20 protein-coding genes, 1 pseudogene and 1 riboswitch are annotated in these 18,800 nt (G+C 34.5%); of the genes and pseudogenes, 4 read left to right on the top strand and 17 right to left on the bottom strand.

The window, feature by feature from the left end; all coding sequences use genetic code 11:
• Nucleotides 1-184 precede the first annotated feature (184 nt).
• A riboswitch (TPP riboswitch) is annotated at nt 185-286 on the top strand.
• 86 nt (nt 287-372) lie between these two features.
• A complete protein-coding gene (gene thiT / locus DPQ31_RS23700) occupies nt 373-1,041 on the top strand; it encodes an energy-coupled thiamine transporter ThiT (protein WP_097957392.1) in 669 nt (222 codons plus the stop codon).
• A gap of 222 nt (nt 1,042-1,263) precedes the next feature.
• Here thiT and DPQ31_RS23695 read toward each other — a convergent pair whose 3' ends face one another.
• The 6 genes from DPQ31_RS23695 to DPQ31_RS23670 form a co-directional block, all read right to left on the bottom strand.
• Nucleotides 1,264-3,114 (bottom strand): sensor histidine kinase, encoded by a 1,851-nt coding sequence (locus DPQ31_RS23695; protein WP_097957390.1) that lies wholly within the window; start codon nt 3,112-3,114, stop codon nt 1,264-1,266.
• Complete coding sequence (locus DPQ31_RS23690) at nt 3,111-3,800, bottom strand: response regulator transcription factor (RefSeq protein WP_000041849.1); 690 nt, start codon at nt 3,798-3,800, stop codon at nt 3,111-3,113. Before DPQ31_RS23690 ends, DPQ31_RS23695 begins: the two co-directional genes overlap by 4 nt.
• 39 nt (nt 3,801-3,839) lie before the next feature.
• Nucleotides 3,840-4,460 (bottom strand): class D sortase, encoded by a 621-nt coding sequence (locus DPQ31_RS23685; RefSeq protein ID WP_208731093.1) that lies wholly within the window; start codon nt 4,458-4,460, stop codon nt 3,840-3,842.
• Between the two features lie 89 nt (nt 4,461-4,549).
• A complete protein-coding gene (locus DPQ31_RS23680; protein ID WP_000728018.1) occupies nt 4,550-4,996 on the bottom strand; it encodes an LPXTG cell wall anchor domain-containing protein in 447 nt (148 codons plus the stop codon).
• A 177-nt stretch (nt 4,997-5,173) separates the two neighbouring features.
• Nucleotides 5,174-5,506 carry a hypothetical protein gene (locus DPQ31_RS23675; RefSeq protein WP_097957389.1) on the bottom strand — a complete coding sequence of 111 codons (333 nt, stop codon included), beginning with the start codon at nt 5,504-5,506 and terminating at the stop codon, nt 5,174-5,176.
• A 184-nt stretch (nt 5,507-5,690) separates the two neighbouring features.
• On the bottom strand, nt 5,691-5,906 hold the full coding sequence (locus tag DPQ31_RS23670) for a hypothetical protein (protein WP_002039823.1): 216 nt from the start codon (nt 5,904-5,906) through the stop codon (nt 5,691-5,693).
• Between the two features lie 161 nt (nt 5,907-6,067).
• Here DPQ31_RS23670 and hpt point away from each other — a divergent pair, with 161 nt between their 5' ends.
• On the top strand, nt 6,068-6,595 hold the full coding sequence (gene hpt / locus DPQ31_RS23665) for a hypoxanthine phosphoribosyltransferase (RefSeq protein ID WP_000687583.1): 528 nt from the start codon (nt 6,068-6,070) through the stop codon (nt 6,593-6,595).
• Between the two features lie 229 nt (nt 6,596-6,824).
• Nucleotides 6,825-7,727: a diacylglycerol/lipid kinase family protein gene (locus DPQ31_RS23660; protein WP_087970505.1), complete on the top strand. Its 903-nt coding sequence runs from the start codon at nt 6,825-6,827 to the stop codon at nt 7,725-7,727.
• Between the two features lie 38 nt (nt 7,728-7,765).
• Here DPQ31_RS23660 and DPQ31_RS23655 read toward each other — a convergent pair.
• The 11 genes and pseudogenes from DPQ31_RS23655 to DPQ31_RS23605 form a co-directional block, all read right to left on the bottom strand.
• Nucleotides 7,766-7,843 (bottom strand): annotated as a pseudogene (locus DPQ31_RS23655) (DUF2199 domain-containing protein); the annotation flags it as partial.
• A 101-nt stretch (nt 7,844-7,944) separates the two neighbouring features.
• On the bottom strand, nt 7,945-9,861 hold the full coding sequence (locus DPQ31_RS23650) for an ABC transporter permease (protein ID WP_208731091.1): 1,917 nt from the start codon (nt 9,859-9,861) through the stop codon (nt 7,945-7,947).
• The gene (locus DPQ31_RS23645; protein WP_098911443.1) at nt 9,848-10,618 is read right to left on the bottom strand and encodes an ABC transporter ATP-binding protein; all 771 of its coding nucleotides are present in this window, start codon (nt 10,616-10,618) and stop codon (nt 9,848-9,850) included. The genes DPQ31_RS23650 and DPQ31_RS23645 overlap by 14 nt, the downstream gene beginning before the upstream one ends.
• A gap of 180 nt (nt 10,619-10,798) precedes the next feature.
• Nucleotides 10,799-11,215, bottom strand: a complete 417-nt coding sequence (locus tag DPQ31_RS23640) for an SRPBCC family protein (RefSeq protein WP_000024115.1) — start codon at nt 11,213-11,215, stop codon at nt 10,799-10,801.
• 17 nt (nt 11,216-11,232) lie between these two features.
• On the bottom strand, nt 11,233-12,243 hold the full coding sequence (locus tag DPQ31_RS23635) for an aldo/keto reductase (RefSeq protein WP_208731089.1): 1,011 nt from the start codon (nt 12,241-12,243) through the stop codon (nt 11,233-11,235).
• A gap of 444 nt (nt 12,244-12,687) precedes the next feature.
• Complete coding sequence (locus DPQ31_RS23630) at nt 12,688-12,867, bottom strand: hypothetical protein (RefSeq protein ID WP_087970497.1); 180 nt, start codon at nt 12,865-12,867, stop codon at nt 12,688-12,690.
• Nucleotides 12,868-12,940: 73 nt separating this feature from the next.
• On the bottom strand, nt 12,941-13,288 hold the full coding sequence (locus DPQ31_RS23625) for a YxeA family protein (protein ID WP_087970496.1): 348 nt from the start codon (nt 13,286-13,288) through the stop codon (nt 12,941-12,943).
• Nucleotides 13,289-13,589: 301 nt separating this feature from the next.
• Complete coding sequence (locus DPQ31_RS23620) at nt 13,590-14,180, bottom strand: DedA family protein (RefSeq protein ID WP_208731087.1); 591 nt, start codon at nt 14,178-14,180, stop codon at nt 13,590-13,592.
• Nucleotides 14,180-14,758: a class I SAM-dependent methyltransferase gene (locus DPQ31_RS23615; protein WP_098157790.1), complete on the bottom strand. Its 579-nt coding sequence runs from the start codon at nt 14,756-14,758 to the stop codon at nt 14,180-14,182. Before DPQ31_RS23615 ends, DPQ31_RS23620 begins: the two co-directional genes overlap by 1 nt.
• 142 nt (nt 14,759-14,900) lie before the next feature.
• Nucleotides 14,901-16,850: an ABC transporter permease gene (locus DPQ31_RS23610; RefSeq protein ID WP_087970495.1), complete on the bottom strand. Its 1,950-nt coding sequence runs from the start codon at nt 16,848-16,850 to the stop codon at nt 14,901-14,903.
• Nucleotides 16,837-17,607 carry an ABC transporter ATP-binding protein gene (locus DPQ31_RS23605; protein ID WP_000859652.1) on the bottom strand — a complete coding sequence of 257 codons (771 nt, stop codon included), beginning with the start codon at nt 17,605-17,607 and terminating at the stop codon, nt 16,837-16,839. Before DPQ31_RS23605 ends, DPQ31_RS23610 begins: the two co-directional genes overlap by 14 nt.
• 305 nt (nt 17,608-17,912) lie before the next feature.
• Between DPQ31_RS23605 and DPQ31_RS23600 the strand changes: the two genes are divergently transcribed.
• Entirely contained in the window at nt 17,913-18,785 is an 873-nt protein-coding gene (locus DPQ31_RS23600; protein ID WP_000377676.1) for an AraC family transcriptional regulator, read from the top strand.
• The last annotated feature ends 15 nt before the right edge of the window (nt 18,786-18,800 follow it).

Raw genomic sequence — 18,800 nt, 5'->3', positions numbered from 1 at the left:
CTCAGAAGAGAATGATAATTATTTTCAAAAAAATTATACCACACCCAATTTCTCTTGTACTATACCCTTTTGCTTCATATTTATTAACATTTCGCTACAATTGTATTTCAATTATTGTCATGCTGTATTCATTTGCCATTCTCATCCATTTCGCTTACAATAAACAATAGCAAATAAAGAATCTCGTTATCACTGGGGGAGCCATGCCGCTGAGAGGGAACACTTCGTTCCGACCCTTCGAACCTGTTAGTTAATGCTAACGCAGGGATTGTGCAAACGTCCGAAATACATACCTCATTTTTATTTACGTATTTCGTATCCTCCTATGATATCTATTCTTTTTTGTACAACTTGGATTTAGGGGGAGACAACATGCGTAACACTAATTTACAAGCGATGATCGAATCTGCTATTCTTGCAGCCTTCGCCATGGTCATCGACATTTTACCATTATCAATTAAACTTCCAACAGGCGGTTCTATCTCATTCGCTATGATTCCTATTTTTATTATTGCTTACCGCTGGGGCTTTAAATCAGCTTTCTTAGGTGGTTTAGTTTGGGGACTATTACAAATTGTCGTAGGTGATGCCTACATTTTAACACCAGTTCAAGCATTCATTGAGTACTTCATTGCCTTTGCTTTTATCGGATTTGCCGGGTTATTCTATCGTCCAATTCAAAATGCACTTTTAGCATCTAATGCGAATGGCAACGAACAATCAAACTTAAGTAGCCATAAAAATAAACCTTCATCAAAACAAAACCAAGGAAAGAAAGTAATTGGATTCATTATCGTTGCTACATTTATCGGTAGTCTAGCTCGTTACTTCTGTCACTTTATTGCCGGTATTATTTTCTGGGGACAATATGCACCGAAAGGTCAATCAGCTGTGCTATATTCATTAATCGTAAATGGCAGCACAATGCTTGGTTCTTTTATTCTATGTACAGTTTTACTTATATTTTTATTTATCACTTCACCACGCTTATTCAAAAGCATCAATGCTTATCAAATAAATGCAAACAAAAAGGGCGCTTAACTAGCGCCCTTTTTTATATCAAAATTCTCAATGAGTAATATCAATAATAAATACAATAAATGCACAAAGAAAAATAAATACCATCACACCTAGTAAATTGCTATTCATGGCTAATCTACTCCTTACATAACCTCTTTTTCTAACAAGATTATATCTCTTAAAAATAAAGATTAGGTAAAGATAATATGAAAATAACTTAAAAAAAAGCGTAGCATGTATGATCTACGCTTTTTTCGGTAAGTAGAAGTAAAATAACACACCGTCTTCTGTATTCTTTACTCCATATTCAGCTTCGTGTAGTTCTAAAATATTCTTTGAAATGGCAAGCCCAAGCCCCGTTCCACCTTGTGAACGATGACGCGCTGCATCCACGCGATAAAAACGATCCCAAATTTTATCTAATTGCTCTTCTTCAATATGAGTACCTTTATTTTCAATACACACTTTTATACGATTTTTCTCATCTATTGTAGAAATAATAATATCCTCTTTATTCGGTGTATAACGTATGGCATTCGTAATGAAGTTCACGATGACTTGTTCAATCCGGCCTTGATTTGCGACTACTTCAAATGGACCTATGTTTTTATGAACACGAAGTTCTTTTTTCTCTATTTCTACAGAAAGGTGTTCACATATATCTTCAATTACTGTATCGATATAAAATGAATCCATTTTCATTTTATATGTACCTGACTCAAATTTAGCTAACTCAAGCATATCTAAAATTAACGTATCCATTTTATCTACTTCTCGTTCCATCGCTTGAAAATAGTACTCTTTTTTATGCTCAGCTACTCCATCTTTCAAAATAGAAATACAGCTTTTCATAATACTCAGCGGTGTTTTTAATTCATGCGAAACACCAGAAATGAATTCCTTCCGCGTCTTTTCTAGCTTTCTTTCCTTTTCAATATCTTGTTCTAGCTGTCCAATATGCGAATGGAGTTTATTCGATAGCGTATTAATATTTTTCGATAAATCACCAATTTCATCTTTTGAAGTAATTGGTATTTTTTCTGTGAAATCTAAATGCGTTATTTTTTTCGTCGTATCATTTATTTTTAATAATGGTTTTGCAATTTGTTTTGAATAATAGAATGACGCTAGAAAAATAAGAACAACTACAAATGCAATGATATATATGTAATAATCTTGCACCATTTGTACAGCTTCATCTACAGGCTGTAAAGAAGCCATTGCATAAATATATGTTACCGATCCGTCTTTTTCTTTTATTGGTTTGATTAATAATTTATATTTTATATCATTTTTTTCATAGTCCATTGTTTGTGTTGCATATTGTATGTGCTTGCTCTCTTTTAATAATAAATCCGTTTGAAATTCTTTTATGTTATCCAAGAATATACTATTTTTATAAATTGGATTCACAGGACCTTTTACATCTGGGAGCTGTACTTTTGTAACACGTCCTTCTATGTAAAAGCCTAATTCCTGAGCAGCTTCTTCCTGAACAGCTGGTTTCTTTTCCTTAACAAGTTGCTCCCCAGCTGCTCTCCTTTTCTCCTCATCTAATTTAATTTTCTCCTGAAACGCTTTTTCTAATGGCTTATTAGATCCATTTAAATTTTGCTTACTTAACGTGAAAGAGAATGGAATAAAACTATCTTCTTGTTTCATCCCAGAAACAGACATTATTTGTCCTAAAAACTGATCTGATGATTTATTATCAATCTCCTCTATATTGACGAGATTGTATAAGGGAATCTTGAATATTTGTTGTCCAAACTCCTTTTGTTTCCTACGGTCTATCGTTACCTCAAAATAAAAATCATCCACATGTTTTAAATTCCCATTCTGATCTAATGTCGTAATCCACGTATTATTTTCTCTAAAAAAGTCTTGCTCCAGTTTCTGAATTCCTTCTGCATTTCCTGCGTAATTTAAATAATTCTTTTCAAAGGAATTTAAATTCACTTTAATATCTTCTACTTTTCGATTCGCATAATATTGTTTGAAAAATATCGTTTGTCCAATAAATATCGTCGCTAAAATTAACATACATAATGCTGTTGTGAGAGTAAATAATTTTAGTACAATCCCTTTTCTCATACATTCCCCTCAAATTTATATCCAGTTCGTACTACAGTTGTAATGTACTTTGCTTTCTCTCCTAATTTATTTCGCAAATTACGAATATGGCTATTAACTGTTCGATCATCGCCAGCAAATTCGTATCCCCAAATTCTTGAAATTAATTGTTCCCTTGTTAGTACAATCCCTTGGTTTTTCATGAAATACACCAATATTTCAAACTCCGTATGCGTTAAACTAACATCTACCTCATCAACAGTAACAGTACGTGATGGAAAATGAACGTGGATACCATGAATTGATAACGTATCATCTTCATTCTCTAAAGGTTTCTTCGATGCTTTTCTACTTTCTAATAATCGTTTCGCTCTTGCTAATAAAATTGGTGGACTGTACGGCTTCGTCACATAGTCATCTGCTCCAAGTTCAAAACCAAGTAACGTATCATCTTCATCTACGCGCGCCGTCAACATAATAATAGGCACCTCGGACGTCTTCCGAATTCTTCGGCAAACAGACCATCCATCGAGTTCCGGCAACATAATATCTAAAATAACTAAATCAACCTCTTCTTCTTCAAATACAACTAAAGCTTCTTTCCCGTCCCTTGCTTCAAACACTACATATTGTTCACTTAAAAAATAGTCCTTTAATATTTCACGTAATATATCTTCATCTTCAACAATTAAAATGTTTTTTGACATAACGTATGTATCCCCCTCTCGCCTTCAGAAACTATAATTTTATTTTGAATAACTAGCAGTTAACTTCGCCTCGATAATATATCTATCCGGTGCATCTCCTATATAATCAAATGGGTAACAAGTTGTTAGTGTTAATAGTGGTTCTTCTTTTTTTATAATAACAGTACGATCATCCGCATGGGTAATCCACGTCTTTTGAATTTCATATGTGTAAGTTTTATTATCATACTCTAAAATAAGAGTATCCTTTTCTTTCAACTCTCCTAAATCTGTAAATACAGTATCCCGATGTCCACTCAGTACAGTATGTCCCCCTCCAGATGGCGTTGTCGTTAAATCGCTAACAAACATACCAACTCCTTTTTTGAGCGTTGCATTATTCGCTCCCCAATATATAGAAAACTTCTTCTTTATTTTCGGTATATTTAACATTGCTACTTTTTCTCCTTCTTTATGTTCTATTTGAGAAGAAGGCACTTGAGAAGTTACAGGTGTTTCATGAGAAAGTTGAGTATCTTGTATATTTTTAAGTTTCTTTATTTCTTCTGCCGTTAATTCTTGCGCAGAGCTTTTTCCTTTATACCATTCCACAGCGTAATATGATCCCATGAATAGCCCTATGGCCATCAATATGATACCGATATAATTGAGTAACTTCATGTTTCATCCCTCCATGCAAAAAATGGTAGGGATAACCTACCATTTTTAATATGTGAAATTATCCCATTCTTTATAGGACAATATTTTATTTACGCCTTAACTTTATTACGACGATTCAAACCAAATAATGTACCTACCGCTACAAGACATGCGCTTAATCCCATCATTGCTACATTATTAGATGCTGTATTTGGTAATTTTTCACCTTTTACAATTGGCTTCGCTACTTCTTTTTTTGCCGCATCATTTTTTTGTTGCACTTGTGCTTCTTCTTTTTTCCTTACTTCATTCTTTTGTTGCTCTTTTATCGCTGCTTCTTTTTTAGCCATATCACTTTTCTCTTGGACTTGTGCCGCTTGCTTTTTCTCTTCTTCATTTTTTTGCTGCGCCTTAATTGCTTCTTCTTTTTTAGCTTTATCTTGTTGCACTTGCGCTGCTTCTTCTTTTGTTACTGTTCCAGTATCTGCACTTGCTACTGAAGAATATCCTACTGTTAAAAGTGCCATTGCACAGATTGGTAATAGTTTCTTTTTCATTTTATCTCTCTCCTCTTATACGTTTTACATCACTTCGCATCGGATGTATCACTAGAATAAACAAGAGATATAAATATAAGATGCAGATGAAATATATTTCATTTAAAGATTTCATTGTAGAAAAATAAAAAAACATCGCAATATATACGATGTTTTTTTGGGTGCGTGTCTCAATATTTACATGTTACTTTCGCGTGTTTCAGAAGTAGAGCGGGCCGGAGCGATAACTAATTGTCTCGGCTCAGTTTTCTTGAAGTGATTTTTGACGTTACACTTACGACGTTGAACAACCCACGCTTTAATAGGATTTGTTAAAATAATCTTTTGCTCTTCGTTAGGGGTCTCTTCTTCCAATCTACAACTTTCGCTCCATTTACGCCATTTCATTGTAAATTGCGAAGAAGAATGATCGTCTTTACGATCAAACAAGTGCAAAAAATCCATTTCTCCAGCTAGCATTACGGTGTTACTAGTCGCTAAAAAAGAAAAGGTTGTCCAACGTTTCTCCATGCCCTCCTACTCCTTCTTCACATATAGAGTGCCTAAAACTTAATTTACCTAAAATATGCTTGCCTTTTACCTTACACCTCTAGTTTATCCAAAATACTATTATGCAACTATCGATTTGTCTTACAACTACCTTACAGTTTTGTAAGAAACGAAAAAACCTTCACTATATATACGTGAAGGTTTCTTAATTCTTATCTATATGATTTTTCATATTATCAAGTCCAGCTTCTTTGAGCTGTGATATCATACCGTGGGAAATTGCGCCTAATACTAAAGTCATTCCAATTAGTGAAATGCGAATTGCAGGTACATCAATTATGTAAGCCAACATACCAAGAACAATTGTTAAAAGCAATGCTTTTATAAATGTTACACTTGTATACTGTTTCTTTTTCATCATAATCACCCTTTGCGGAAGCGTTTTCTTAATGTAATCAGTATATCATATCATCTGACTATTTTGTGGGGATTTTTGTAAAAACCTTATGTCTTCTTTGACTTTTTTCTTTCTATCCTTTACAGTCGAAATGTTCACAAGTTTTACACTGTAGGAGGATTCAAATGAAAATTGAAATAAAAGACACTTTAATTTCTGAAGAACAATTACAAGCAAAAGTAAAAGAACTAGCACTTCAAATCGAGCGTGACTTTGAAGGAGAAGAAATCGTAGTTATCGCCGTATTAAAAGGTTCATTCGTATTTGCTGCTGATTTAATTCGTCACATTAAAAACGAAGTAACAATCGACTTTATCTCTGCATCTAGCTACGGAAATCAAACAGAAACAACTGGAAAAGTAAAACTATTAAAAGATATCGATGTAAACATTACTGGAAAAAACGTAATTGTCGTAGAAGACATTATCGATTCTGGTTTAACACTTCACTTCTTAAAAGATCACTTCTTCATGCATAAACCAAAAGCATTGAAATTCTGTACGTTACTTGATAAACCTGAACGCCGTAAAGTGGACTTAAAAGCTGAATATGTTGGCTTCCAAATTCCAGACGAATTTATCGTTGGCTACGGCATCGACTGCGCAGAAAAATATCGTAACTTACCATTTATCGCTTCAGTTGTAACGGAGTAATATAATAAAATAAAGTGAAACTTTAATCAGTGGTTTTTTTCTCCCACTGATTATTAGCCTTCACCAATCGGGCTTTTACGGGCAGTTAATCTCCCATCTGACTTCCTCGTATTCGGCGAAATTTGAGGTGGGAGTCTTACTGCCCGTTAAGCGGGGTAAACTTCCATCAATTACTGATGGAAGTTTATTTTCTATCACAATTCGTAAAAGACAAAGGGAGAGAATAAAAATGACAAAGACAAAATTTGAAAAGGTACTCCTCATTGTAAATCCAAAAGCTGGACAAGGCGACTTACATACAAATTTGGCGAAAATCGTACCACCTCTTGCGGCAAATTTTCCTGACTTACGTATCCTTCATACGAAAAAACAAGGCGATGCAACAAAATATTGTCAGGAGTTTGCTAGTAAAGTAGATTTAATTATCGTCTTTGGCGGTGACGGAACTGTATTTGAATGCACAAACGGCTTAGCCCCTCTTGAAACTAGACCTACACTTGCAATTATTCCAGGCGGAACTTGCAACGACTTCTCGCGCACACTTGGTGTTCCGCAAAATATTGCAGAAGCGGCAAAACTTATCACAAAGGAACACGTAAAACCAGTTGACGTTGCAAAAGCAAATGGACAACATTTCTTAAACTTCTGGGGCATTGGTCTCGTATCTGAAGTATCAAATAATATCGATGCAGAAGAAAAAGCAAAGCTTGGAAAAATCGGCTACTACTTAAGCACAATTCGAACTGTAAAAAATGCTGAAACATTCCCAGTAAAAATCACTTATGACGGACAAGTATATGAAGACGAAGCTGTCCTTGTTATGGTTGGAAACGGTGAATATCTTGGTGGTATTCCTTCCTTTATTCCGAACGTAAAATGTGATGACGGTACACTTGATATTTTCGTAGTCAAGTCAACAGGCATTCAAGCGTTTAAAGATTATATCGGAAAGAAACTATTTGAAGACTCAAATGAAAATGATATTTTCCATGTAAAGGCGAAATCCATTCATATTGAAACAAAAGAAGAAAAAGAAGTAGATACAGATGGCGAAAGTTCGCTTCATACACCGTGTCATATTGAATTGTTACAAGGACACTTTACGATGATTTATAATCCTGCGGTTGTATAAGAAAAAACGAGTGCTATCACTCGTTTTCCTCTTCTAATCTAGTTATGTTGTTGAATCATCTCTTGTATTTCTTTAACTCTCTCCAAAGTAATTCCATTTCTTTGTTCGATCGCTAAAGTAAGTACATTAAATGTGCATGAAGTTTAGCATATTTTAGGACATAAATAACGATAAAAAAGCAAAAAAACATAGTCTTCACTACGTTCTCTTGCTTTTTTCATTTACTAACAATCCGAAAATAAGCACGAACCGTCAACAAATAATAACCAATATAAATAACGCTATACAGGCCAATGCTAATTAACAACGGGACTGCAATTTCATATGGAATAACTGTCGCTAATCCTTTCAGCGCAAATAAAGTGTGTAATATACCAAGTACTAAAGGAGTGAAGAAGATAAATCTCATTTGTTTTGCGATTGCCTTTTTCATTTCTTTTTTCGTAACACCGAGTTTTCGAAGAACGATGTACCGTTCACGGTCTGCATGTGCTTCTGTTAATTGTTTGAAGTAAATGATAGATCCTGTTGCAAGTAAAAATACAAGTCCTAAGAACATACCACTAAACATCATTAAACCTGATATTTCAATACCATCACGGAAAATAGTATAGAAATCACTGAATTGTTCTCTTCCTTCTGCATCTTCTTCCGGTATTACTTTCTTTAATTTCTCTGTTAACACTTTACTATTTCTTTCATCTTTCACATCAATATTTTTCACAGTATGAGCTCCAATTGCCTTCTTCGCTTGCTCATACACTTCATCCGGAACGACAACTAGAAGTTCATATAAGTTTGTAATATTTTTTGCTTGTACATCTTTCACTTGTACTGGTGCTACTTCTCCAATTGGGAAGATAGCTTCTCGATTTTTATATACGCCACTATCCCCCTTCCCTTCACTGTACATGCCATCAAATGCATACGCTTCTGTCTTCTTTAAAGACACAGTTTCTTCATTTAAATACTTTGCAATTTTATTAAATGCTGACTGTGCGATAATTTCAGTTGTTCTTGCATGTAAACTATCTTTATTTGAAATATTATCACCGTATTCACCTATCACTTTTACTGTCTCTAACTCATATTGATGAATGACTTCATTCTTTTCTTCTTTTAAAATCTCATTCACTTTACGATCCACATGATTATCTTTCACTTCATATGAATAACTAACTGGCTTATATTTTTTTGCTTGCATGTATGTGTTGTAATACATCGTAACAGAAGTTCCAACCGCCGTTAACGTTACTGCGCTTAATACTGCAATCGTCGCTAACGATTTCGCATTTCCTTTAATGCGGTATAGTAACTGAGATGTCGTCACAATTTGCATTCCGTTATAGAATGAAGATTTTTTGTTTCGCACTCTTTTTAATACAAAGACTGTAAAGAACATAAATAATAAATATGTTCCAAGTACTGTTGCTAATAAAATGTAAAGAGCAAGTGGCATAAAGTTATCACTGTTTGCATTTTTAATAGCCGTTACTGATAAGAAATACCCTGATCCAATTAATAATATAGAAATGATAGCCATTATTTTAGAACCTTTTGGCATGACTTCGCCTTCGTTATCTGCACGGAATAGCTCAATTAACTTAAATTGATAAATAACGCGGTACCCTTTAAACGATGTGTATAAAATAATGAAACAAAAAATAACTGCTGTATCTATAACCGCTCCAATCGGTACTTCAAAATGAACTTTTACACCTAACTCCATCATATTTACAAGTAAATTCAGGAACCCTTTTGAAAGTAAACTACCTATTATAATTCCGATTACTAACGATAATAACCCCATTAACATGTTTTCATAAAAAAGCATTTTACCTATTTCTTTCTTTCGAATACCAAGTAAAGAATAAAGACCTATTTCTTTCTTACGCTTTCGTGTAAAGAAACCATTCGAATATATAATAAATATAGCAACGAAAATAATAAGCATTACACTCGCAAGCTGGAATCCTCGTCCTATGTTATCTCCAGCTTCACTTATTTGTGAATTGTATTGCAACGCCTTAAACGTAAAATAAATGACAATACTAAAAATCATAGACGCAAAGTATATAAAATAATCTTTAAAATTTCGTTTTATATTCCGAAGTGCAATGCTAGATAAGTTCATTTGTAGCACCTCCAGATATGGAAGACATCACATCAATAATTTGTTGGAAGAATTGTTTGCGTGTCATACCCCCGCGGTGTAATTCTTTATATAACTTGCCATCTTTAATAAATACAACACGTTTACAATAACTTGCCGCAAATGCATCATGCGTTACCATTAAAATTGTTACACGATCTTTCTCGTTTAATGTTTTCATGCTTTCTAATAAATCTGTCGCTGACTTTGAATCAAGTGCACCCGTTGGCTCATCCCCAAAAATCATGCTTGGATTTGTTACAATCGCTCTTGATGCTGCACAGCGCTGTTTTTGTCCACCTGATGCTTCATGCGGATATTGATTTAAAATATGATCTATTCCAAACTTCTTCGCAATCGTCTCGACTCGTAATTCTACTTCTTTCGCCTTCACTTTTGATAAAGCGAGTGGCAGTGCAATATTCTCTCGTACTGTTAACGTATCTAACAAGTTATAATCTTGAAAAATGAATCCTAAATGATTACGACGAAATAGCGCCAATTCATCATCATTCATCTTCACAATATCTTTTCCATCAATTAAAATCTCACCTTTTGAAGCTGTATCAATGGTAGAAAGGACATTTAAAAGTGTCGTCTTACCAGAACCAGACGGTCCCATAATACCGACAAACTCTCCTTCTTTTACCTGTAAATGAATATCTTTCAACGCTTCAAACGTATTCCCGCCTGTATCATATATTTTCGAAATCCCTTTCGCCTCTAACATTGTTTTCATCTATCTGTACCTCCTGTTATGATTCTTGATGTTCTCTTTAAGCAACAGAATTCAGTATAGATACATTTTCTTAACAAATAGTGACGGGGTTTCTTAATATTTTCTTAAAAAAGAAATTTAATAATCATAAAAAAGCCTGCAGTTGTTACACTGCAGACTTTCAAATGTTTAATAAATTGATTAACCTAAATATGCTTGTTGTAATGCCTCTAAACCATCTTTATAAATTCCATGGAATAGATTAATTGCCTCTTCATCAGTAACCGCTACAGGAGTGAAGCTACCAGACCATTCAACTAATGATGTGTTAGCATCTTTACCTTCTTTCACACGAATTGTAGATAAATAGTTTGTCACAGGGAACGGTGCTTGCATAATTGAATATGTGTAGTAGCGCTCTTTCTCATTAAATGCTTCTAAACGCTCTACAATCGCATCGCCATCAGGGTTAGCTAAATGGCGTACACGCCCGCCTTCCGTTACTTTACTGCTAGGAATATACGGTAACCAATCTGGAAGTGCATCAAAACCTCCAATTAATTTCCATACTTGTTCAGGTGAAGCTGGAATTTCAATAGATGTAATAGTGTTTGCCATTTTCATTACGCTCCTTTTTATTTAACGTTAATTGGTAGTGGTGCATGAGCTGCAACTAGTTTTTGTTCACGCATTTCTTCCCAGAACGCTGCCGGAATCACTGTTTTCAATGCAGCTTGGTCTTCTGCAATTCGTTCCGGTTTACTTGCACCAGGAATAACAGCTGCAACCGCTGGGTTAGCCAGTGAAAACTGTAAAGCAGCAGCTTTAATGCTAATTCCATGACGATCTGCAAGGTTTTTCATTTTATTAACTTTTGCAACGATTTCTGGTGACGCTTTTTGGTATTCGAAGTGAGTACCTCCAGCAAGTACACCTGAGCTATATGGTCCACCAACAACAATGTCCATATTGTTTTTTACAGCTGCAGGCATTACGCGTTGTAACGCACGCTCATGGTCTAATAATGAATAGCGACCCGCTAGTAAAGAAACATTTGGTTTTGCTTCTTCTAAGTCCAGCATAAGTTCAATTGATTCTACTTTATTTACTCCAAGGCCCCAGCCTTTAATTACACCTTCATCACGCAATTGAGTAAGTGCACGGAATGCTCCTGTGCGAGCAATTTCAAATTGTGAAATCCACTCATCTCCATAAAAATCTTGTGCTACATCATGAATATAAACAAAATCTAGACGATCTGTTTTTAAACGTTTTAAACTATCCTCAATAGAACGAAGCGTTGCATCCGCACTGTAGTCATTGATGATTTTATTTTTACGACCAAATTCGAATAGTCCGCCCTTTTCACCTAAATCACGTGTAGATGGATCTTCCAATTCATCTGAAATAATTCGACCTACTTTTGTACTTAAGAAGTAATCATCACGATTTCGTTTCGATAGTGCTTCACCAAGACGAATCTCTGCTAAACCAGATCCATAAAGTGGCGCTGTATCGAAGTAACGAACACCATTATCCCAAGCAGCATCCACTGTTGCGATTGCTTCTTCTTCTGGAATATTACGGTACATATTACCTAGTGGTGCCGTACCAAAACCAAGTGTGCCTTTTAATAAATCTTTCATTTAAAATCTCCTCCTAAAAATCTATTTAAAAATAATGAATGGATATCAATTAATGTGAAAAGGAATGACTGATCAAAAGCGATATAAAGGGTTCGAACAGTCAGAGAAGTATGCACTCCAAAGCACGATAGTTATTAAAAAAACATAGATACTTTGTAGTTTCATATTACTCATGTCCCTCTTACGTATGTAATTATGTCTCATCTAAGACCCAATAAAAAGTACGCACTTTAAAGTGTTATAGATACTAATAAGTAACAATTTTATGTTTCAACGTCTGTAGCTCCAAAATAAAATGATTAAAATTGATTTTATTAAAAAAATCCACTATTCCTGTGGAGGTCACTATAGAAGTTATCAGTGGAAAATGGAAAGTTAGTATTATTCCTTATAAAAAAAAGGCAAAACGAACCGAAGTATGTTCGTTTTGCCTTTTTATCTTCTTTAAAATATTACATTACATTTCGAACAAAAAGGAGCAGAATTTCCTTTTCTAATTTTCGAATCACATTTTGGACAATATACATATCGCTCTTCTATCTTTTGCCGCTCTATCATATGTAAGGATACTATTCTCATACTACACATAACCCCAATTAATATAAGACTAACAATGAGTAGCATAACTCTCACTCCCCTTCTACATGTTACCATAAAATAACAAACCCGATTCTCTCATCAAGAATCGGGTTTATACTTACAGTCCTAACTTTGCCTTTGCACCGTCAGGAATTTTATCTATCGTTACTTGCACTTTATCATGTAAAAACTGTCCTCTTGTAAGCACATGCCAGTACGAACCTTTTTGTAATTCACCTACTCCATCAATCGTTACTTCTTTTTCTTTCCCATCCTTATCGTAAGCTTTCACCGTATATTCACGGCCTTTATTTCCACCTAACTCTTTTCCATCCGTATCAATAATTGCATAATGATTCTCTATATCAAGAAATGGGTTCATCTGATCTAGCAACTTACTTCCATTTAATAAATATGCCGCCCCTGCGACAATAACAAGTAATGCTCCAAAAATAAATCTTTTCATCTATATTCCGCCTTTCATTCTGTTTTCTTGAGGACATTTCTAAGTATAGAGCGCATTTCTTAATAAAAACTCATACGGTTTCTTAACTTTTTCTTAATGTAGAGGAAATGTGACGTCACATCTAGGTACATGAAATTATATCGACGATTTTTCAAATATATCGAACACAACTCAAAATATATCAACGATTTTTTCAATATATCGACGTTTCGACAAGGAATATCGACTTACCGACAAAAGTTGACAGTAGAACCGCACAATAAAGGAGGCTGTCCAAAAATATATTTTGGAACAGCCTCCTTTACTTACTCACCACTGCACTTCTTTTTACATAAAACAAACTTACGATCAAAACGACAATCCCGCCAAAATACACACCATACTCTATCGCAATCGCCACAATACTTTCAATATGTTGTCCAAATATAGAACCAAGCACAAAGTAAACGAGCGTCCAAACAAAGCCTGTCGTATAAGAATACAAAGCATACATCTTAAATGACATGTTATTCATTCCAACTAAATACGGTACGATATGTCTTACAACTGGTATGAAGTAACTTGTGACTAACGCATAATGACCATACTTCTCTACCATTTGTTGAGATTTCAAAAGATATTTCGCCTTTTGCTTTTTCATTAGCTTATCAAGTACTTTTGTACCAAATATTTTCCCTAATATATAACCTAAAGAAAGCCCAGATACAACGCCTAAATATGTTAATACGAATGCAGGAATAACACTTAATATACCGAGTGAAGATACAAAACCACCACTCATTACAATCATTTCGTCAGGGATTGGCATACCGATAATTCCTAACCATAAACAGAAAAATAATGCCCAATACCCGTACTGTTCAATGTATGATAATAATTCATGTAATTCCATTATGCATATGCTCTCCTTAGCTCTTTTTTACAGCTAAAGACGTAAGCTGGCGGGAAATTGAGCCACACTTTTTCTAATGTAATTTCAGGGAAGAAATGCTGTATAAAGCCTTTTTTCACAAGTGAATATTGAAATGTTATGAATTCCCCATTCTCATGTATCGCTTCCATTGCATTGTTTAAAATACGTTTTGAAACTTCTTCTGGTAAAGAAGTAAAAGGCAATCCTGATAAGACGTAATCAATGCATTCTATATTGAACTTTTCCATATACTTCTTTATATTTTCAGCTGAACCGTGTACAACAATGACGTTCTGCTCATCTTTAAATTTTCTCTTTAGCTCTTTGCAAAACACTTCATTAATTTCAATAAGAAGAAATATTGTTTCCTTCTTCTTTCTCTTCATAATTTCTTTCGTAAAAACTCCTGTACCAGGACCTAACTCTACAATGCATTTCGCTTTATTAAAATCAATTACATCTACCATTTTCTTTGCTAATATTTTTGAACTTGGCGCAATGGCACCAGTATGTTTCGGATGTTTAATAAATTCATGTAAGAATGTTATGAGTTGCATGTAAACCTCTCCCCATTCGTTCAATAGTTTTTAACTTGTGTCTAAGTATAACTATTGTTTCTTAATAAAAATTGAGGAGATTTCTTAAGATTTTATGAAGAATAAAAAAACAGCTATCGCCTATAGCGATAGCTGCCCCTTATTACTTCGCACTCACGATCTTATAATAAGAACGAACTGTTAAGAAGTAATATCCAATATAAATAGCGCCGTATACTCCGATACTAATTAGAAGCGGAATCATAATTTCAAATGGTAGTATGTTCCCTAAACCTTTTAATGCAAACAAGCTGTGCAGGATTCCGATTACTAACGGAATCGCAAAAATAAAGCTTACTTGTTTTGCAATCGCTTTTTTCATTTCTTGTTTTGTGACCCCTATTTTGTGAAGTACAACATAACGCTCACGATCAGCATTTGCTTCTGTTAATTGTTTAAAGTAAATGATAGAACCTGTTGCTAGTAAGAATACAAGTCCTAAGAACATTCCGATGAACATCATTAGTCCAGTTCCTTCAAGCCCCATATGGAAACCAGTGTAGAAGTCTCTAAATGGTGGCACCATTTCTGATTCACCAGCTGGCATCACTTTTGCTAATTTTTCCGTTAACACTTTACTGTTTCTTTCATCTTTTACATCGATATTTTTTACAACACGTGTTCCAAATGCTTGCTTCGCTTGCTCATACATTTCATCTGAAACGACAACAACTAGTTCACCTAAGTTTGTAATTGCATTATCATTTGCGTCTTGAATCGCCAATTTCTTCGTTTCATTTCCAATTTGGAATACCACTTTATTCCCTTTATATTGAGGGCTAAACTCATGCCCTTCAATATAAGAACTATCATATATAAATGCTTCTCCTGCAGCTACATTCACTGTTTCTGCATCAATTTTTTTAGCAAGTTTATTAAATTCAGATTGAGACATAAATTGATATTTCTCTGAGATACTGTAGTTCATATTAAGGATGAAATCAACTTTATCTCCTTCAAACTTTCCTTTTACAGGAACCATTTCAACTTCAAATTGATCTTTTACAGGATGATTTTCTTTCTCTTCAGCAAAAATCGCATTTACTTTCTTATCTAATTCTGCATCTTTCTTCTCATAAGAGTAGCTGTATGGTGCAACTGCTTTTGATTGTGTAAATGTGTTGTAATACATCGTAACTGACGTACCAACTGCTGTTAATGTTACCGCACTTAAAATAGAAATTGTCGCAAGTGACTTTGCATTTCCTTTAATACGATATAGTAACTGTGACGTCGTTACCATATTCATACCGTTATAAAACGATGACTTATTATTTCTTGAACGTTTCAATACGAATACTGTAAAGAACATAAATAGTAAGTACGTACCTAATACTGTCGCAAGTAAAATATAAAGTGCAATTGCCATAAAGTCTGCATACTTAACTGCCTTCATAAACATTAATGCTAAGAAATAACCTGAACCGATTAAGAAAACTGAAATTAATGCCATAATGACTGATCCTTTTGGCATTGCTTCTCCTTCACGTTCCGCACGGAAAAGTTCAATTAATTTAAAGCGATAAATTAAACGATATCCTTGGAGCGATGTATATAAAATAATCACAAGGAAAATAATTGCTGTATCAATAATGGCAGCCATCGGTACTTCAAAATGAACATTTAAGTTTAAGCCCATCATACTTACTAATAACTCAAGGAATAGTTTTGAAAGGACACTACCGATTGCAATCCCAATTACTAATGACATTAGTCCCATTAACATATTTTCATAAAAGAGCATTTTACCAATTTGTCTTTTACGAATACCTAATAACGAATATAAGCCAACTTCTTTTTTACGTTTACGTGTAAAGAATCCGTTCGAATATATAATGAACACTGCTACGAAAATGATAAGCATCACACTTGAAACTTGAAACGCACCGCTAATTTTTTTAGAGGCTTCCGCTGCTTTTTCCATTTGTGAATTATATTGCAGTGCTTTAAATGTAAAGTAAATGACGATACTAAAAATCATAGATGCAAAATATACAAAGTAGTCTTTAAAGTTCCGCTGTATGTTGCGGAGGGCAATGCTAGATAAGGTCATCAGCCATACCTCCAGAAATAGAAGACATTACGTCAACGATTTTTTGGAAGAACTGTTTACGCGTCGATTCACCGCGATGCAATTCTTTATATAGTTCACCATCTTTAATGAAAATAACTCGTTTACAATAACTCGCCGCAAATGCATCGTGTGTTACCATTAAAATGGTAGAGTTATCATATTCATTTAACGACTTCATACTTTCAAGTAAATCTGTCGCTGATTTAGAATCAAGCGCTCCAGTTGGCTCGTCTCCGAAAATCATACTTGGATTTGTAACGATTGCACGCGATGCGGCGCAGCGCTGCTTCTGTCCACCAGATACTTGATATGGAAACTGACTTAAAATATGATCGATACCGAACTTTTTCGCAATTTCAAGAACACGTCGATCAATTTCATTTGCCTTTACTTTCGATAAAGCAAGAGGTAACGCAATATTCTCTTTCACTGTTAACGTATCTAATAAGTTATAATCTTGGAAAATGAAACCTAAATGATCGCGGCGGAATAACGCTAGCTTATCATCATTCATCTTCACAATATCTTTTCCATCAATTAAAATTTCACCGTTCGTCGCATTATCAATTGTAGAAAGAACATTTAGTAAAGTCGTCTTACCAGAACCAGAAGGTCCCATAATTCCAACGAACTCACCTTCTTTTACTTGTAAGTTAATACCTTTTAACGCTGCAAATTTATTACCACCCGTGTCATACACTTTTTCAATATTTTTTGCTTCTAACACTGTTTTCATCTCGACATCCCTCATTTCTTCTATTCTCTATTTTCAACTATATACACTCTCTACTCTTGCCACTATCGATGTTTCTTACACAAACATGACAGTTATGTAAGACGCATAAGTAAAGATATAAAAATTTAACCTACTGAACAAAAGTACTTTGTTACTATAACATTGGGATATCATACCATCCATTCATTCTCCTTACAGGAACATTACAATTTTGTAAGGTAAAAAAGCTACCTACAAAGTTGTGCACGAAATGTCGGATGTGGTTATTTCTTTCCTGCTATTCTATGTACAGAGGAGGTCATAGTATGGATTCACTTAAAAATATGAATGCTGCAATGCACTATATTGAAGATAACCTTACGAATGAAATTGATTTTAAAGAAGTTGCGAGGCTAGCTCTCTGTTCTGAGTATCACTTTAAAAGAATGTTTTCGTTTTTAGCAGGTATATCACTATCTGATTATATTCGCTGTAGACGTCTTACTCTCGCTGCCTTTGAACTAAAAAACAGCAATATAAAAGTCATTGATGTTGCTATAAAATATGGCTACAATTCACCAGATTCATTTGCACGTGCATTTCAAAATTTGCATGGCATAACGCCTTCAGAAGCTCGAAGTACTAGTCATTCTTTGAAAGCTTATTCACCAATGACCTTCCAATTATCCATTCAAGGAGGAACTGAAATGAACTATCGAATTGAAGAAAAAGACTCATTTCGAATTATAGGTATTACAAAACGAGTGCCAATCGTTTTTAACGGTGTAAATGAAGAAATTGCTTCTATGTGGAAAAGTTTAAACCCACAGTCCATTCAAACATTAAAGATACTTTCAAATGTGGAACCAAATGGAATCATTAGTGCTTCTACAAATTTTTCTGAAGGAAGAATGGAGGAAAAAGGCGAACTCGATCATTATATTGGAGTAGCCACAACGAAAGATTGTCCAGAGCAATTCGCGCAACTTGAAGTCGCAGCTTCAACATGGGCTATATTTGAAGCTGTCGGTCCATTTCCTGATGCATTACAAAATGTGTGGGGACGTATTTATTCTGAATGGTTCCCTTCTTCAAACTATGAACTAGCAGGAGGTCCGGAAATATTGTGGAATGAAAGTAAAGAGATATCCTCGCCGAATTTCAGAAGCGAGATATGGATACCTGTTTTAAAAAAGTAATATAAGAGTCTAAAC

Source organism: Bacillus sp. COPE52, assembly GCF_003355115.1.
Lineage (GTDB): Bacteria > Bacillota > Bacilli > Bacillales > Bacillaceae_G > Bacillus_A > Bacillus_A toyonensis.
This window is presented reverse-complemented; position numbering and strand designations above follow the sequence as displayed.

Coding starts and splice junctions, on each gene's coding strand:
- thiT (WP_097957392.1), top strand. CDS start 373: ATGCGTAACACTAATTTACAAGCGATGATCGAATCTGCTATTCTTGCA.
- DPQ31_RS23695 (WP_097957390.1), bottom strand. CDS start 3,114: ATGAGAAAAGGGATTGTACTAAAATTATTTACTCTCACAACAGCATTA.
- DPQ31_RS23690 (WP_000041849.1), bottom strand. CDS start 3,800: ATGTCAAAAAACATTTTAATTGTTGAAGATGAAGATATATTACGTGAA.
- DPQ31_RS23685 (WP_208731093.1), bottom strand. CDS start 4,460: ATGAAGTTACTCAATTATATCGGTATCATATTGATGGCCATAGGGCTA.
- DPQ31_RS23680 (WP_000728018.1), bottom strand. CDS start 4,996: ATGAAAAAGAAACTATTACCAATCTGTGCAATGGCACTTTTAACAGTA.
- DPQ31_RS23675 (WP_097957389.1), bottom strand. CDS start 5,506: ATGGAGAAACGTTGGACAACCTTTTCTTTTTTAGCGACTAGTAACACC.
- DPQ31_RS23670 (WP_002039823.1), bottom strand. CDS start 5,906: ATGATGAAAAAGAAACAGTATACAAGTGTAACATTTATAAAAGCATTG.
- hpt (WP_000687583.1), top strand. CDS start 6,068: ATGAAAATTGAAATAAAAGACACTTTAATTTCTGAAGAACAATTACAA.
- DPQ31_RS23660 (WP_087970505.1), top strand. CDS start 6,825: ATGACAAAGACAAAATTTGAAAAGGTACTCCTCATTGTAAATCCAAAA.
- DPQ31_RS23650 (WP_208731091.1), bottom strand. CDS start 9,861: ATGAACTTATCTAGCATTGCACTTCGGAATATAAAACGAAATTTTAAA.
- DPQ31_RS23645 (WP_098911443.1), bottom strand. CDS start 10,618: ATGAAAACAATGTTAGAGGCGAAAGGGATTTCGAAAATATATGATACA.
- DPQ31_RS23640 (WP_000024115.1), bottom strand. CDS start 11,215: ATGGCAAACACTATTACATCTATTGAAATTCCAGCTTCACCTGAACAA.
- DPQ31_RS23635 (WP_208731089.1), bottom strand. CDS start 12,243: ATGAAAGATTTATTAAAAGGCACACTTGGTTTTGGTACGGCACCACTA.
- DPQ31_RS23630 (WP_087970497.1), bottom strand. CDS start 12,867: ATGCTACTCATTGTTAGTCTTATATTAATTGGGGTTATGTGTAGTATG.
- DPQ31_RS23625 (WP_087970496.1), bottom strand. CDS start 13,288: ATGAAAAGATTTATTTTTGGAGCATTACTTGTTATTGTCGCAGGGGCG.
- DPQ31_RS23620 (WP_208731087.1), bottom strand. CDS start 14,180: ATGGAATTACATGAATTATTATCATACATTGAACAGTACGGGTATTGG.
- DPQ31_RS23615 (WP_098157790.1), bottom strand. CDS start 14,758: ATGCAACTCATAACATTCTTACATGAATTTATTAAACATCCGAAACAT.
- DPQ31_RS23610 (WP_087970495.1), bottom strand. CDS start 16,850: ATGACCTTATCTAGCATTGCCCTCCGCAACATACAGCGGAACTTTAAA.
- DPQ31_RS23605 (WP_000859652.1), bottom strand. CDS start 17,607: ATGAAAACAGTGTTAGAAGCAAAAAATATTGAAAAAGTGTATGACACG.
- DPQ31_RS23600 (WP_000377676.1), top strand. CDS start 17,913: ATGGATTCACTTAAAAATATGAATGCTGCAATGCACTATATTGAAGAT.